9 protein-coding genes and 1 tRNA gene are annotated in these 14165 nt (G+C 58.5%); 5 read left to right on the forward strand and 5 right to left on the reverse strand.

Annotation, left to right across the window (positions count from 1 at the left end):
• Nucleotides 1-87: 87 nt before the first annotated feature.
• From CQR48_RS04165 to glgX, 3 genes are all read left to right on the forward strand, one after another.
• Nucleotides 88-975 carry a Nif3-like dinuclear metal center hexameric protein gene (locus tag CQR48_RS04165; protein WP_101452093.1) on the forward strand — a complete coding sequence of 296 codons (888 nt, stop codon included), beginning with the start codon at nucleotides 88-90 and terminating at the stop codon, nucleotides 973-975.
• 90 nt (nucleotides 976-1065) lie between these two features.
• Nucleotides 1066-1764, forward strand: coding sequence for an NUDIX hydrolase (locus CQR48_RS04170; RefSeq protein ID WP_101452094.1), 699 nt, complete (start codon nucleotides 1066-1068; stop codon nucleotides 1762-1764).
• A 111-nt stretch (nucleotides 1765-1875) separates the two neighbouring features.
• The gene (gene glgX, locus CQR48_RS04175; protein ID WP_026650744.1) at nucleotides 1876-4017 is read left to right on the forward strand and encodes a glycogen debranching protein GlgX; all 2142 of its coding nucleotides are present in this window, start codon (nucleotides 1876-1878) and stop codon (nucleotides 4015-4017) included.
• Nucleotides 4018-4193: 176 nt separating this feature from the next.
• Here the strand turns inward: glgX and CQR48_RS04180 are convergent, their stop codons facing one another.
• The 3 genes from CQR48_RS04180 to CQR48_RS04190 all read right to left on the reverse strand — a co-directional run bounded on the left by CQR48_RS04180 (nucleotide 4194) and on the right by CQR48_RS04190 (nucleotide 7332).
• Nucleotides 4194-5534 carry an ABC transporter permease gene (locus CQR48_RS04180; RefSeq protein WP_101452095.1) on the reverse strand — a complete coding sequence of 447 codons (1341 nt, stop codon included), beginning with the start codon at nucleotides 5532-5534 and terminating at the stop codon, nucleotides 4194-4196.
• Nucleotides 5535-5685: 151 nt separating this feature from the next.
• Nucleotides 5686-7119 carry a hypothetical protein gene (locus tag CQR48_RS04185; RefSeq protein ID WP_101452096.1) on the reverse strand — a complete coding sequence of 478 codons (1434 nt, stop codon included), beginning with the start codon at nucleotides 7117-7119 and terminating at the stop codon, nucleotides 5686-5688.
• A gap of 136 nt (nucleotides 7120-7255) precedes the next feature.
• Nucleotides 7256-7332: transfer RNA gene (locus CQR48_RS04190), tRNA-Pro, on the reverse strand.
• A gap of 228 nt (nucleotides 7333-7560) precedes the next feature.
• On the opposite strand from CQR48_RS04190, the gene aroA reads away from it, so the two are divergent.
• Nucleotides 7561-8958, forward strand: a complete 1398-nt coding sequence (gene aroA / locus CQR48_RS04195; RefSeq protein ID WP_101452210.1) for a 3-phosphoshikimate 1-carboxyvinyltransferase — start codon at nucleotides 7561-7563, stop codon at nucleotides 8956-8958.
• A 293-nt stretch (nucleotides 8959-9251) separates the two neighbouring features.
• On the opposite strand, the gene CQR48_RS04200 is transcribed toward aroA, so the two are convergent.
• Both CQR48_RS04200 and pta read right to left on the reverse strand, forming a co-directional pair.
• Nucleotides 9252-10481, reverse strand: a complete 1230-nt coding sequence (locus CQR48_RS04200; protein ID WP_015450420.1) for an acetate/propionate family kinase — start codon at nucleotides 10479-10481, stop codon at nucleotides 9252-9254.
• 174 nt (nucleotides 10482-10655) lie between these two features.
• Nucleotides 10656-12341 (reverse strand): phosphate acetyltransferase, encoded by a 1686-nt coding sequence (gene pta, locus CQR48_RS04205; RefSeq protein WP_101452097.1) that lies wholly within the window; start codon nucleotides 12339-12341, stop codon nucleotides 10656-10658.
• Nucleotides 12342-13157: 816 nt separating this feature from the next.
• Between pta and CQR48_RS04210 the strand changes: the two genes are divergently transcribed.
• The gene (locus CQR48_RS04210; protein WP_101452098.1) at nucleotides 13158-14081 is read left to right on the forward strand and encodes an Abi family protein; all 924 of its coding nucleotides are present in this window, start codon (nucleotides 13158-13160) and stop codon (nucleotides 14079-14081) included.
• Nucleotides 14082-14165 lie beyond the last annotated feature (84 nt).

The raw sequence follows: 14165 nt of genomic DNA on the forward strand, positions 1-14165 counted from the left end.
ACGGACCATGCCAACAGCCGTATCGAGTTGAACTGGTGCCGTCAACGGTGATATTGCGTTGACGATACCAGTGGAAAGCGAGGAAGAATGCCGAATCTGCAAACCGTCGTGGACGCTTTGGAGACCCTGTATCCGCTGCGATACGCGGAATCGTGGGACGCGCCGGGACTGATTGTCGGCGATTTGGACGTACCGGTCACCCGCATCGCCTTTGCGGCGGATCCGACGCATACGGTCATCGATCAGGCGCTCGCATGGCATGCCGACTTGCTGGTCACCCATCATCCGCTGTTCTTCCGCGCGGTGCACGAGACCTCCGGATCTGGCGCACATGGTGCGATTGTCAGCGAACTGTACCGCCACGGCTGTGCGCTGTGGGTGGGACATACCAATGCTGACGCCGCTTACCGCGGTGTGGGACAGGCGGCAGCCGACGCGTTCGGACTGCAAGACCTGCGGCCGCTGGAGCCGATTGATGATCCGCAATCACCGCACGCGGTCGGTATCGGGCGTGCCGGCCGGTTGCCTCAGCCGATGCCATTGCGTGATTTCGCACGGATTGTGGCCCGTGAGCTGCCGCACACCGAATACGGTATCCAAGTCGCCGGCGAGCTTGACGCACCGGTGTCCACGGTCGTCGTGCTGCCGGGTTCCGGCGATTCGATGTTCGACGTGGTCCGTGCCAGCGGGGCGGACGTGTACGTGACCAGCGATTTGCGCCACCATCCGGCCACGGATGCGCTTGAGCAGGCACGCTGGGAGGCGTCGCTTCGCCGGCAGGGCCTGCATGCGGGCAGTGGGGACGGCCATATGCGCCCGGCGCTCATCAACACCCCGCATTCGGCGATTGAATCCCTGTGGTTCAGGTATGCGTTGGATGACGTCCCTGCGGCGGTTGAAACGCGGTCCGGCGAGCGTCCCGAAGTTACGTGGATTGATACGCGCACCGACCCGTGGGATCTGGTGATTCGCTGAACCGTCCCGGCCAAGAGTCAGGCTCAGCATCAGGCTCATCAGACCATGCATACGATCCGCCCGTGGATGGGCAGAGAGGAGAACACGGACATGACACAAGATTCAGCTCACAACGGGCAGACCCGCAATACGCCGCTCCTGCCTCATGATGCTCAGAGCGAACTCGACGCGAAGCATCTGCTCGACCGTTCGTCGGACGGCGTCGATATGAACGGTTCCGTCCGCGAAATCAGCCGCAAGACAGTGTTCGAAGGCCCGATTTTCGCCATCGACGATATCGTTCTCGATCTGCCGACAACCGATGGCGGCACCGCGCGAATCCGCAGACAGCTGATCCGACACGCCCCATGCGTGGTCATGCTGGTGCACGACGTGCCTGGCGACCGCTACCTCATCGAACGCGAATACCGAGTCGGTTCCAACCGTTTCGCCTACGGTTTGCCGGCAGGCCTGATGGACGCGGGCGAGAACCCCGAGCAGGCCGCTCTGCGTGAGCTGTCCGAGGAAACCGGCACCGTGCCTGACAACCTGTCCGCCATCCGCTTCGACCATGTCGGGGCGTACTACTCGTCCGAAGGCATGACCGACGAGCTCGCCAATATCATGGTCATCCACCTTGACCGTTGGCATACCGAAGACCGGCATTTTGACGCCGACGAGCATGTCGAATCGGCGTGGGTCTCCTGGCAACAGCTGCTGGACACGCCCGTGACCGAATCCAACGCCATCATCGCCATCCAGCGTGAGATGCTGCGCCGCACCAAGCATACGGGCGATACCGTCGCGTAAACCAATCGGGCGGAACCGTTCGGACGGCACCAATCAAAGGCACGCCAACCGAGAAACACACGGCGGGCAAGCCTGCGAACATGAAGCGGCAAAACGTGAGATACTGGAATCATGCAAATCAGACCTGGTTCCATGTTTCCGCTCGGAGCAAGTTATGATGGCGCGGGCGTGAATTTCGCATTGTTCTCGCAGGTGGCAGACAAAGTCGAACTGTGCCTGTTCGATGAGAACAACCATGAGACACGCGTTGAGATGACCGAGAAGAACTCATACGTGTGGCACAACTATCTTCCCGGCATCCAGCCCGGGCAACGTTACGGGTATCGCGTCTACGGGCCGTATGATCCCGAGCACGGTTTGCGGTGCAACCCGCACAAGCTGCTCCTGGACCCGTATGCCAAGGCGATTGAAGGCAACATCGACGGTGATGAGAGCCTGTACTCGTACTGGTTCCGCAGCCCGGACGACACGCACGACATGAACACGCTCGATTCAGCCGCCCACACGATGAAAGCCGCGGTTATCAACCCATACTTCGATTGGGGCAACGACCAGCATCCGTTCATCCCGTACCACGATTCAGTGATCTACGAGGCGCACGTGCGCGGCATGACCAACCTCAACACGATGGTGCCCCCGGATATCCGCGGCACCTACGCTGGGCTGGCGTACCCCGGCGTAATCGAATATCTCAAGAAGCTCGGCGTCACCGCCATCGAGCTCATGCCGATCCACCAGTTCGTCAACGACTCGTTCCTGCAAGAGAAAGGGCTGAGCAACTACTGGGGATACAACACCATCGGCTTCTTCGCGCCACAGAACTCTTATTCGAGCTCAGGCGAGCGCGGCGAGCAGGTCAACGAGTTCAAATCGATGGTCAAGGCATACCACCATGCCGGCATGGAAGTCATTCTCGACGTCGTCTACAACCATACTGCCGAAGGCAACAATTACGGGCCGACTCTGAGTTTCCGCGGCATCGACAACAAGGCCTACTACCGTCTCGTGGACAACGACCAGCGCCACTACTTCGACACCACCGGCACCGGCAACTCGCTGCTTATGCGCTCGCCGTACGCGCTGCGACTGATTACCGACAGCCTGCGCTACTGGGTTACGGAAATGCATGTCGACGGGTTCCGTTTCGATTTGGCCGCGACGCTCGCACGCCAGTTCCAGGAAGTCGATAAGCTGTCGGCGTTCTTCGACATCGTCGAACAGGATCCGGTCATCTCGCGGGTCAAGCTGATCGCAGAACCGTGGGATTTGGGTTCGGGCGGTTATCAGGTCGGTGGCTTCCCATCCAGCTGGTCGGAATGGAACGGCCGATACCGCGATTGCGTTCGCGATTTCTGGCGTTCGCAGCCTTCGACCTTGCCGGAATTCGCCAGCCGATTGATGGGCAGCTCAGATCTCTATGAGCAGAATGGGCGCAGGCCGGTCGCGTCGGTGAATTTCATCACCGCGCATGACGGCTTCACCATGAACGATCTGGTCAGCTACAACAACAAGCACAATGAGGCGAACGGCGAAGGCAATCGCGACGGCGAAAGCAACAACCGTTCCTGGAACTGCGGTGTCGAAGGCCCGACGAGCATCCGTGACGTCAACGAACTGCGTGAACGGCAGATGCGCAACATGTTCGCAACCCTCCTGGTCAGCCAAGGTATCCCGATGATTTGCGGCGGTGACGAGGTCGCGCGCACGCAGCAGGGCAACAACAACGCGTATTGCCAGGACAACGAGATCTCGTGGACCAATTGGGATCTCAACGATTCCCAGAGGGATTTGCTGCGGTTCGTCAGCAAGATGATCCATCTGCGGCTCGACCATCCGGTGCTGCACCGCCGCCGCTTCTTCACGGGGCGTACGCCGGGCGATGACGAGAATACGATACCGCAGGTTGAATGGTTCGACCATCTCGGGCGGATCATGGATATGGATGATTGGCAGAACACGCATGCCTCGTCGATGATGGTGTATCTCAACGGCAAGGATATTCCCGAGAGCGACTGGTACGGCAACCAGATGGTCGACAACGATTTCATCCTGATTTTCAACGCCCACTACGAGCCGATCATGTTCACACTGCCTGACGAGAAATATGGGCAGAAGTGGCAGCTGGTCGTCGATACCTACAATCCCAAGGGACCGGAATTGAGCTATGAGGCCGGGTTCGACATCACCGCGCAATCGCGTAGTTTCCTGCTGCTCATGAGCGTGGATGATACAGACAAGGAGGAGCTGTTCTGAGGGAACCGCTCTAAACGCGCGGTTGTACAGGGATATCCGATGATTGTCCGGCGATCGGCAGTGATTGACTGGAGCACACAAGCTGGTGACGCTAGGCCAGCCGCTAGCATCGCCAGCTTGTACGGGCAGACTGGTCGGTACTGCCGACCGCCGAGTGTCGTGCTGCTGATATCCGATTATTGGTCGGATGCGAGCCGCGACTCCAGCGACGAATCAACCGGTTTCGTCTCGATTGCCGAGTGATGCCGGGAAGGCAACCAGCGCAACCAATGGTGGCGACCGGATTTCGAATGATCGTCGTCGGTTGCGCCTGAACCGGCTGTCTTGGCAGCTTCCACATCGTCTTTGGATGCTCTCGTCACCGGCACGTTGACCGGAATCGGCACGGTCCGCATCGCATCAGCGTCGTTGCCGCTTGCGGCGACATCATACTGGGCGTGCAGAAGCTGGGCCTGGACACGGTCGGTTTCAATCGCCGCAATCTGCCTGGTGAACACCACGAACCATCCGAGGAACAGCAGTCCGGCGAACGCCTCGACATTGGTCAGCGTATTTTCGCCTTCCAACCAGATGATGCCGGTATAAGCGCACACGACGATCGCGAGATCAGAGATTACATACACCGCTTTCGACAGCTGCGGCGCCAACCATGGCAGGGCGAGCATCAGAATACCCATGACTCCGGGCAGACTACGTGCGAACACGTTGTGCAACACCGGATGCGGGGTGTAACGGAACATACCGATGCCGAAGAACTCGATACCGGCGAGCGTGAGCAGAATCCCGAGAATGACGGTGCGCGGGACGAAATGGGGGATAGGGCCCGAACCCAGTTTTGTCTCGTCGCCATGCCAGCGCAGACGTTGCCGGTAATTCGCCACGAGTTCGGAGATGGCGAAGTAGCTGATGATGATGATGCAAATGCCGCCGAGCATGAGTGTGGAATTGAACATACGGGCCGCGAACGTGGTGCGGTCGCCCAGCTGGGAGAAATTGTTATTCGCCCAATACGGGTCATCACTGGTCGAGCCCGCGGTGCTGACGCCTGCGATGATGAAGAACGGAAGCAGGGACGCCAGGGTTTTCGCGTTCATGAGCTCCGCCTGAACGAAAGTCAGATAGCCGACGATTCCTGAGAATGCGGCGCAAATCGCAGGCAGGTATCCGGTCATCGTCTTGCCCATGAGCGAATTGATCATGTCGAGGAACATGAACGACGTGAGGAATACCGTCGATCCGTACACAACCGATAATGCGAGCACCTCAAACAGACGCCGGACGACGAGATACCAATGGTGTTTCTCACGCAACGACCTGGAGAAATGCGTATACCCGATGATGAACGAAACGACGGCGCATCCCGCGGCGATACCTGAGCATGCGGTGAATGTGCGCTGGGTCAGCTGCCAGATTGCGGGCGCATAGGTGCGGAACATGGTCATCGCGAAGTACCCGATGACCGCGCATACGACACAGGAAATCAACCCCGACGATTCAGCCCGCTGGTTACGTCCCACGTCGTTCTCCTCTCATTGCCTTGCAGCAGCCATTGTATCGCCAGCGATAGAGGGGCTGCGATGCGGGCTTTTCAGCCAAAGCCGCTACGATTGAACAGCAGGGTGGAGGCGGTGTCGCATATAGGCGTGTGCATGGATTTCTGTGTCCATGTCAATGTGTGGCGAAAACAGGTGCTACGCAATCTTTGTCGACAACCATGGTGTCATCGAAGGAGTGCCAGGAACCATACTGGAAGTGGTCGGAATTGCCGCCGCTGGTTGTGAGATTCAGCGTAAGCTTGCCGCCTACGAAGTCGTATATATTGCACGCGATTGTTCCGTTGTTCTGTGGTTTGCACTGGCCTATGGACAGTGAGTCGCTGCTGAGCTTGCCTGGTGTGTACGTGACCGTCCACGCGGAATAGACTTGCGGATCGAGGTATTTCGAGATGAACGTACACGTGTTGTCTGACAAGTCACGCGCATTGAGCTTGCTGACGCAGCTGCGCGTATGAACGTCCAACTGTCGCAACATCGAAGTCTTGGCTTGATCGGTGAAATCATAGTCAATGGAGAAGGAATATGACAAACTCGCATTGACGACGGCAACCCATGTGCCGTCATCGGAACGTGTTTCACCGTAGCGATAACGGTCTGATTCGGTATCGTCAGTACTGGTGGCGTCGGAACCATCCGTATTGCCGGAACTGTCGGCGCTGCCGGCAGCGTTGTCACCATCGGTTCCGGATGTTTCAGGAACGCGCGTATTGGAGGAACTATACGGAATGAAGATATCTCGTTGGACAACGGTGAACAGTTTCGGATGGTCCGCAGGTAGAGGCGTGCTGACCGCATAGATGCCTGGGTATGCGGGAACATAGAAATCATCGTTGTCGATGTCAAGCATTAACTTGCTCTTGCAGTATTTCTTCGATGTAGGACATATCGAGTTCAGGTTGAAACCGGTATCGGACACCGGCACACCATTCACCGTGAATCGCTCGGACCGTGGCAGTTTCATCACGTTGAGCAGGCTATCATCAAACGCCCATGAGCCATTGGGCTTCATGTGCAGACGGAGTATGCTTGAACCACGATATTGTTCCCCTTGCTTATTGCCCAGAGTGTAGAACATATGAACCGAGTATCGCAACGGTGAGAAGGATTCGTGCTTGAAATCGATGTCATACGATGTGATGCGATGATTGGCGTCCAGCACGCCGTGGGCGAACAGTGCACGCGCGGATTGCGGCACATTTGGGTTGGCGAGTTGTGTAGCATGTTCGAAATCGCCATTCGCAACGGCACGGACATACGAGGCAACCAGTTCACGCGGCGCCTTAACCCGAGGCAAGATGAGCGAAGCCGCGATAAGCGCCACGATGATGACGACAACTGCGACGATACACGACGAGGGCTGCAATGCGGCAAACGGCGATGTCTTCTTGGAAAAGATATCGAGCTCCTGATCCGCGGATGTGTCGGCCGACGATTCTTCGAAGGGAAAAGCTGAATCATGGCACGATGATGAATCCATGCCAGCCAGTGTCGGGGCCGTGTCGTCCTCGTCGTTTGGAGCATCCAGGTGGGAGCGCCATCCGTCCATATCCTCGCCTTTCGTGAATCGGCATTCGTCATTGTGCTACGGTCACTTGCAGCGTCATGCCACGGTGACATGTCATGGTGAGTCTTGGAAAGGAAAAAGAAGCCAAATCATTGGACCCCCAACGATTTGGCTTTTGTGGTCGGGCTGACAGGATTTGAACCTGCGACATCCTGCTCCCAAAGCAGGCGCGCTACCAAACTGCGCTACAGCCCGATGTGTCAAACGGCACAATCACCCATTATACCTAAAGCCAAGACGAGTACGACACGACACTGTTATTCCATCGCCATTTCGCCGGAGTTCCGCCGTTATTACATTGTCATTCCTGTCGCCCTTTCTGACCCCACTGTGCCCGCTTGCTTGTCCCACAAACCGGCGAACTGTTCCCATATGCTGTGATGAGGCGTCGCCAGATGCGGCGTTTCGGATACTATGGTGACCATGACCGAACACGCATATCCCGACCCCTGGCCCGCACCGGTGGCGAGCCGCCCGCTTAACGCGACTGTGACCATTCCGGGCAGCAAATCCCTGTCCAACCGTTTCCTCATCCTCGCCGCGCTCGGCACGAAGCCGGTTACGTTGCGCGGATTGCTGCGTTCTCGTGATACCGAGTTGATGATGGACGCGCTGCGTACGCTCGGTGTGCATTGCGAGACCGCTCCTAACGTCGAGACCACAGTGACCGTGACTCCTCCGGCCGACGGACATTTCCACGGTTCGGATACCGTGTATTGCGGGCTCGCCGGCACGGTGATGCGTTTCGTGCCCGGCCTCGTCCTGTTCGCCGACGGTCCGGTCCGCTTTGACGGGGATGAGCAAGCCTACCAGCGCCCGATGGGACCGATTCTCGACGGTCTCGAGCAACTCGGCGCGACAATCGCCTACGAGGGGGATCCCGGACGATTGCCGTTCACCATCACCCCGCCACAGCATGCGCATATCGACGGCCAGCGTCGGCATGTCGCCATCGACTCGTCATCATCCTCCCAGTTCATCTCCGGGCTGCTGCTGATCGGTTCGCGGCTCCCCGGCGGGCTTGACCTCGCCCACACCGGCGAACACCTGCCCAGCATGCCGCATATCCGCATGACCATGCATGATGTCGAAGCCGCGGGTGGGCATATCAGCATGCCCGGGCTGGGTCACTGGATTGTGGAACCTGCGTCGCTCGAACTACCTGCAGACGTCATCGTCGAACCCGACCTGTCCAACGCCGCGCCCTTCCTCGAGGCGGCGATGATCGCTTCCGGCAGCGTGTCCATACCGAACTGGCCGTATATCACCACCCAGCCTGGGGGACTGCTGCCCGGAATCCTGCAACATATGGGCGCGAGCATCACCCTCGACGGCACGCCATTCGACGAAGCCATGCGTCAAGCCCAAACCCAACCACACGCGTACACCCACCGGTCGGGAACGCTGACTTTGACCGGCAACGGTACCATCCACGGGCTTGGAGATTACGACATGTCCGCTGCGGGGGAGATTGCACCGAGTATCGCCGCCGCCGCAGCGCTCGCCGACACGCCGTCAGCGCTGCATGGCATCGGGCATCTGCGCGGCCATGAGACCAATCGTTTGGCTGCGTTGGTCACTGAAATCAAGCGGATAGGCGGGAAAGCCGAGGAACTGCCTGACGGGCTTGTAATCGAGCCCGTTCCGCGCGCTTCACTGCATGCTGCGGTCATGGAAAGCTATGCCGACCACCGTATGGCGACGTTCGCCGCCATGATCGGGCTCGCCGTGCCAGGCATCGAAATTCGCAACATCGCGACCACCCGTAAGACGATTCCCGATTTCCCTGGCATGTGGGCGGATATGCTCGCGCAACGCTGATTCGCGTCATCGCTGTTGTGGCAACTGGGATTGTGCGATCGCGCCGTATTGCTTGTGATTGCTCTCATCTCTGATTCTGCCGACACTGAGCGGACTGTCAGTGTCGGCAGAAACAGAGATAGGAGCCCTAGGGGTGCAATGGAAGGCGCCGCGCACCTGATTGTGACACGCAAGTATATGCAAATGAGGGGCTGTGAGGATGTTTTTACGCATCCTCACAGCCCCTCAACTGTGCCAACGTTCAGCGGTTACCGACTATGTCATCGACCAGCCGGTCAGACTGACTGGCGTATTCAGCGGGTGAACTCGTTGCCGTAGGAGTCCTTGCCCTCTGCGGCGATGGTCGCGGACTTGCGGGCGATGGCGAGCTCTTCGTTGGTCGGCACAACGGCGATGACCACGGAGCTGTCCGGCGTGGAGATGACGCGCGGCTGCTTGGAACGCGTGTTGTTCTTCTCCTCGTCGAGCTTGACACCGAACGGGGCGAGACGATCGCACACCATCTTGCGCACAATCTCGTCGTTCTCGCCGACACCGGCGGTGAAGGTGATCACATCGACGCCACCCATCTGAGCGGTGAAGTCGCCCACGTACTTGATGATGCGGTGCACGTACACGTCGAGCGCGAGCTTGGCGTCCTTGTCGCCGGCTGCGACGAGCTTGTGAACCTCACGCATATCGGCGTGGCCGCACATGCCGGTCAGGCCGGAACGCTTGTTGAACAGGGTGTCCAGCTCGTCCACGCTCATGTGGGCGTTGCGAATCAGGTGGAAGACGGCAGCCGGGTCGATATCGCCGGTACGGCCGCCCATCATGAGGCCCTCGAGCGGGGTCAGACCCATGGAGGTGTCGATCGGCTTGCCGGAGATCTGAGCGGAGGCAGAAGCGCCGTTGCCGATGTGCAGGACGATCTGCTTGAGGCCTTCAGCGGGCTTGCCGATGATATCCGGGACGACGGAGCCGACATACTCGTGGGAGGTGCCGTGAGCGCCGTAGCGGCGGATGTGGTACTGCTCGGCGATGTCCTTGTTCAGCGCATAGGTGCTGGCCTCGGCCGGCAGCTGGAAGAAGAAGGAGGAATCGAACACGAAGACCTGCGGCACGTCAGGCAGCAGCTGACGCATGACTTCAGCGCCCTTGGCCTCCGGGCCGTTGTGCAGCGGGGCGAGCACGGCGAGATCCTTGACCTGGTTGATGGTCTTGTCAGTGACGAGCGCCGGCTTCGGGAAGATGTAGCCGCCCTGGACCACGCGGTGACCGACAGCCACGATGCCAGCCTCGGACAGCTTCGGGCCGTACTGCTCGAAGAAGCCGAGCACACGCTTCAGGCCCTGCTCATGATCGTGGATGGGCTCTTCGAGCTCATGCTTCTCACCGTTGTACTCGTGCTTGTAATGGCCGTCGGTCGGCTCACCGATCTTCTCGACGAGGCCGGAAGCGAGACCTTCACCGGTCTCGAGGTCGACCAGCTGGTACTTGATCGAGCTGGAACCCGAATTGATGACAAGGACGGTTTTCGCCATAGTGGGCATCCTCCATTGTTGTGTACGATCCGTGCGGTTTTACACGGCTACCATTGCTGACTTTACTCGTGAGCGGCTACAAATCGGGGCGTACGCCATGGCGAATCCATGAGCGTACGCCCCTCGTCACAGGGCTTGCCCGGCAGCTCCGGCTCCGGTCCAGCCCGCCCGCGGTCAGTCTTCTTTCGTCTGCAACGCCGTCAATGCGATGGTGTTGATGATATCCTGGACGGTCGCGCCGCGAGACAGGTCGTTGACTGGTCGGTTGAGGCCCTGCAGCACCGGCCCGATTGCGCGGGCGCCCGACGCACGCTGGACTGCCTTGTACCCGATATTGCCGGCGCTCAGGTCTGGGAAGACGAACACGTTGACGTGCCCGGCGACCGGGTTGCCCGGCGCCTTGGTTGCAGCCACCTCCGGCTCCCACGCGGCATCGAACTGGATCGGCCCGACCAGGGGCAAATCCGGCTGCTGTTCATGCACCAATGCGGTGGCTTCCTCGACCAAGTCGACGTCCGGCCCCTTGCCCGAGCCGAGCGTTGAATACGACAGCATGCCCACCCGTGGCTCGATGCCGAGACTTTTGGCCGTGCGTGCCGATTCGATGGCGATTTCTGCGAGTTGACGGGCATTCGGATTCGGTGTGATTGCCACGTCCGCGAAGACTGCGACATGCGTCTTGAAACACATGAGGAACGCGCCGGACACCAGCGAATTGCCCGGCTTGGTCTTGATGACCTGCAAGGCTGGCCGCACGGTGTTCGCCGTGGAGTTGACCGAGCCGGATACCAGCCCGTCCGCCTTGCCGAGCACGACGAGCATCGTGCCGAAATAGCTCGGATCCTTGAGCTGCTCGCGCGCCTTGTCAGGTGTCATGCCTTTCTTGGCCCGCAGCTCGCACAGCTTGTCAATCATCGGAGCGAGAACGGTTTCATCGTTCATGCTCTGGAAGCGTGCCTTGGACAGGTGTTTGAGTCCGAGTTCGTCGCCATGCTTGAGGATATCGTCGCGTTCGCCAAGAATTAGCAGATCGACGACTTCGCGCTCGAGCAGATAATCCGCGGCCTCGAGAATACGGCCTTCTTCACCTTCCGGCAGTACGATGGTCGCGCCGGACTCCTTGGCACCATGCAGCAGTTTGTTCTGGAACGCGTACGGCGTGGTGGCAGGGGAGAAGGGCGTGTCGATTGCCGCACGCACCTCGTCGGCGGGGGCGTTGTCGCGGAATGCTTTGAGCGCGCGCTCTGCGGCATCGTCATGCTCCGGATCGGGGAAATCGACCGCGGGAACTGTCCACACCGGAATATCGAGCTCGGACAAGGCCTGACGCGCATCTGCCGCTTTCTCGGGCGTGCAGCCGGTCACGAACACGCCGACGACAGCCGAGCCGCCGTGTTCGATCGCTTGACGGCAGGATTCGACGGTTGCGAGCACTTCCTCGCCATTGCGTCTCATCGTGCAGACGGCAAGGAATACCGGGGATTTGAGGTCGGCGGCGATGTCGACGTCAAGTTCGAAACTGTGCGGGTTGAACACGTGGGAGGCGTCCGTACCGACGATGACCATGGCCTCGGCGCCGCTGGCTTTCGCGGTGTCGTAGTAGGCGGAGACGATGTCAGGCCGGATGCACTGCGGGTGCTCGCGTGCATACTTGGGGCATACTCCGCGCACATCGTCAAGACTCTGACCTGCATTCGACGCTTCGACAAGGGACTGCGTGATGGGGCTTTTTCGACATGCGATCGGGCGGAACACCCCGGTGCGTGCGACGGCGGTGAGGGCGTCAAGCACCCCGTACGCCACGACGTTGCGGCCGTTGCCGCCTTCTGGACTGGCGATATAAATCACTCGTTCCGACATACTGCTCCTTGATTCAGGCCGTCGCGCGTCTATGCACACGGCTTGGACGTGAACTGTTCCGTTCTATTGTACGGTCGTTGCGTTTCGCGGTATATCACTGTGTCGCCGTTGCATGCATTCGCCAAGTGGTTGTAGAGAACGACTGAACTTGGAAAGACTTTCCTCTCAGTATGCAAGGAAAACGCGGCGCTCCAGACTTCCCTGTTTGGCCACTCGATATGCCTGTGATGGACTCGCGGAAGGTTGCCCCGGCGAGCAACGTGAATATGTGTCGGTTTGCGTATGTCAGGGCATGCGTCAACCGACGAAACACTCTGGATGACGATGGTGTCCGGTGGCATCTGTCAGGTTTTGTATGTCTTGGCATACGCAATTCGTATGATGGCAACAGGTTCTGGTATTCATGAAGATGTTTTCTTGTGCGGCGCATGTTGAGACATACGTAACTCGGCAGATGTCGGGGGAGAAGCTGTTATCTGTCATGCCATTGTCGGCTGACGTATGTCCGGGCATGCTCGGTACGGCAGACACCGAGTGACGTTGTCGCCAGCGGTTGCAGCGGTAGCGGTGGAAAGTGTAGCTGATACGTGATGTCGTTACGCGATAGAGTAACTAAATGAGACATCAGTACGAAGCGTTCCTTTTGCGTGAATTCAAGAGGTCGGCGTGTCTTTGGTTGACAGCTGCCTGACTGATATGGCAAGCTGAATTTGCGAAATAAGGCGAACTAAGTTCGACTCGCTGAGGCCGCTTCGGGAGACCGGGGCGGCCTTGGTGCTTCTATGAGAACTGGAGATTACCGCAAGGAGGGGCGGCATGACCGGTTTACACAAGCGCTTCAAGGATTATTCGGATCTCACCGCGTTGCTGCGGTCGCGCGGCATGATCGTGGATGATGCTCGTGCCATTCCCGTACTCCGACGGGAAGGCTATTACATGATCATCAATGGTTACAAGGACCTGTTCCTAGACTCTGCCGCCACTCAACAGTCCGGTGGGGATAGGTTTTTGCCCGGTACTTCGTTTGAGGATGTGTACGCGTTGTTCCGGTTTGACCGTGGACTGCGATCTACGCTTATGGACGGGATTATCCGCGCTGAGGCAGCTTTGAAGAGCTTGTGTGCTCACGAGTTTACTCGAGCATATCCAAACGAAGTGAATCCATATCTGAATACCGGTCATTATGATTCTGCTCATCGTAAATCAGCAGGGACATTAATGAACAAAGTATTCAAACGTATCCTTGAACTTGACGATAACCCGCGCAATTATGGCGAGTACGGCGGGAAGGCATACATCCGGCACTATATGAATGACTTGGACGGACAAGTCCCGTTGTGGGTGCTCGCAAACGATTTATCTTTCGGACAGATTGTGTGGTTCTACCAGACACAGACGGCGGCTGTGCGGCTTGCTGTTGCCACCGCGTTCACGGGAATGGGTGGTGCCCGGAGAAGCCGAAGACTGACAGCCCGTACGCTTGACAGCATGTTCAACCGTCTGGTGTTCTTTCGCAACCTGTGTGCGCATGACGAGCGTTGTTACAATGCACACTTCGATAACAGAATGAATGAATCCGTCGCACATGCTTTCCAGGATCTCGCTTATCTTCTTGACCCTGATGACTATTGGCTAATTCGCAAACGTCTTGATGATCTGGTCTCTGGGTTGCATCGCGATTTGCCGTTGCACGCACAAGAGGCGCTCCGTCAAGTGGGGTATGGTACGGGAAGTTTGTGATTCGGCGAACATGGCTTAGTAATCCACGGTTGGATATCACTGCATTGACAATGGACGGTATCTGCGGTGAAGCGAATACGGCAG

Origin of the sequence: Bifidobacterium thermophilum (assembly GCF_002846655.1) — a bacterium.
GTDB classification, from domain to species: domain Bacteria; phylum Actinomycetota; class Actinomycetes; order Actinomycetales; family Bifidobacteriaceae; genus Bifidobacterium; species Bifidobacterium thermophilum.

Excerpts from the sequence above, each read along its gene's own strand:
- CQR48_RS04165 (WP_101452093.1), top strand. The coding sequence starts at position 88 with ATGCCGAATCTGCAAACCGTCGTGGACGCTTTGGAGACCCTGTATCCG.
- CQR48_RS04170 (WP_101452094.1), top strand. The coding sequence starts at position 1,066 with ATGACACAAGATTCAGCTCACAACGGGCAGACCCGCAATACGCCGCTC.
- glgX (WP_026650744.1), top strand. The coding sequence starts at position 1,876 with ATGCAAATCAGACCTGGTTCCATGTTTCCGCTCGGAGCAAGTTATGAT.
- CQR48_RS04185 (WP_101452096.1), bottom strand. The coding sequence starts at position 7,119 with ATGGACGGATGGCGCTCCCACCTGGATGCTCCAAACGACGAGGACGAC.
- aroA (WP_101452210.1), top strand. The coding sequence starts at position 7,561 with ATGACCGAACACGCATATCCCGACCCCTGGCCCGCACCGGTGGCGAGC.
- CQR48_RS04200 (WP_015450420.1), bottom strand. The coding sequence starts at position 10,481 with ATGGCGAAAACCGTCCTTGTCATCAATTCGGGTTCCAGCTCGATCAAG.
- pta (WP_101452097.1), bottom strand. The coding sequence starts at position 12,341 with ATGTCGGAACGAGTGATTTATATCGCCAGTCCAGAAGGCGGCAACGGC.
- CQR48_RS04210 (WP_101452098.1), top strand. The coding sequence starts at position 13,158 with ATGACCGGTTTACACAAGCGCTTCAAGGATTATTCGGATCTCACCGCG.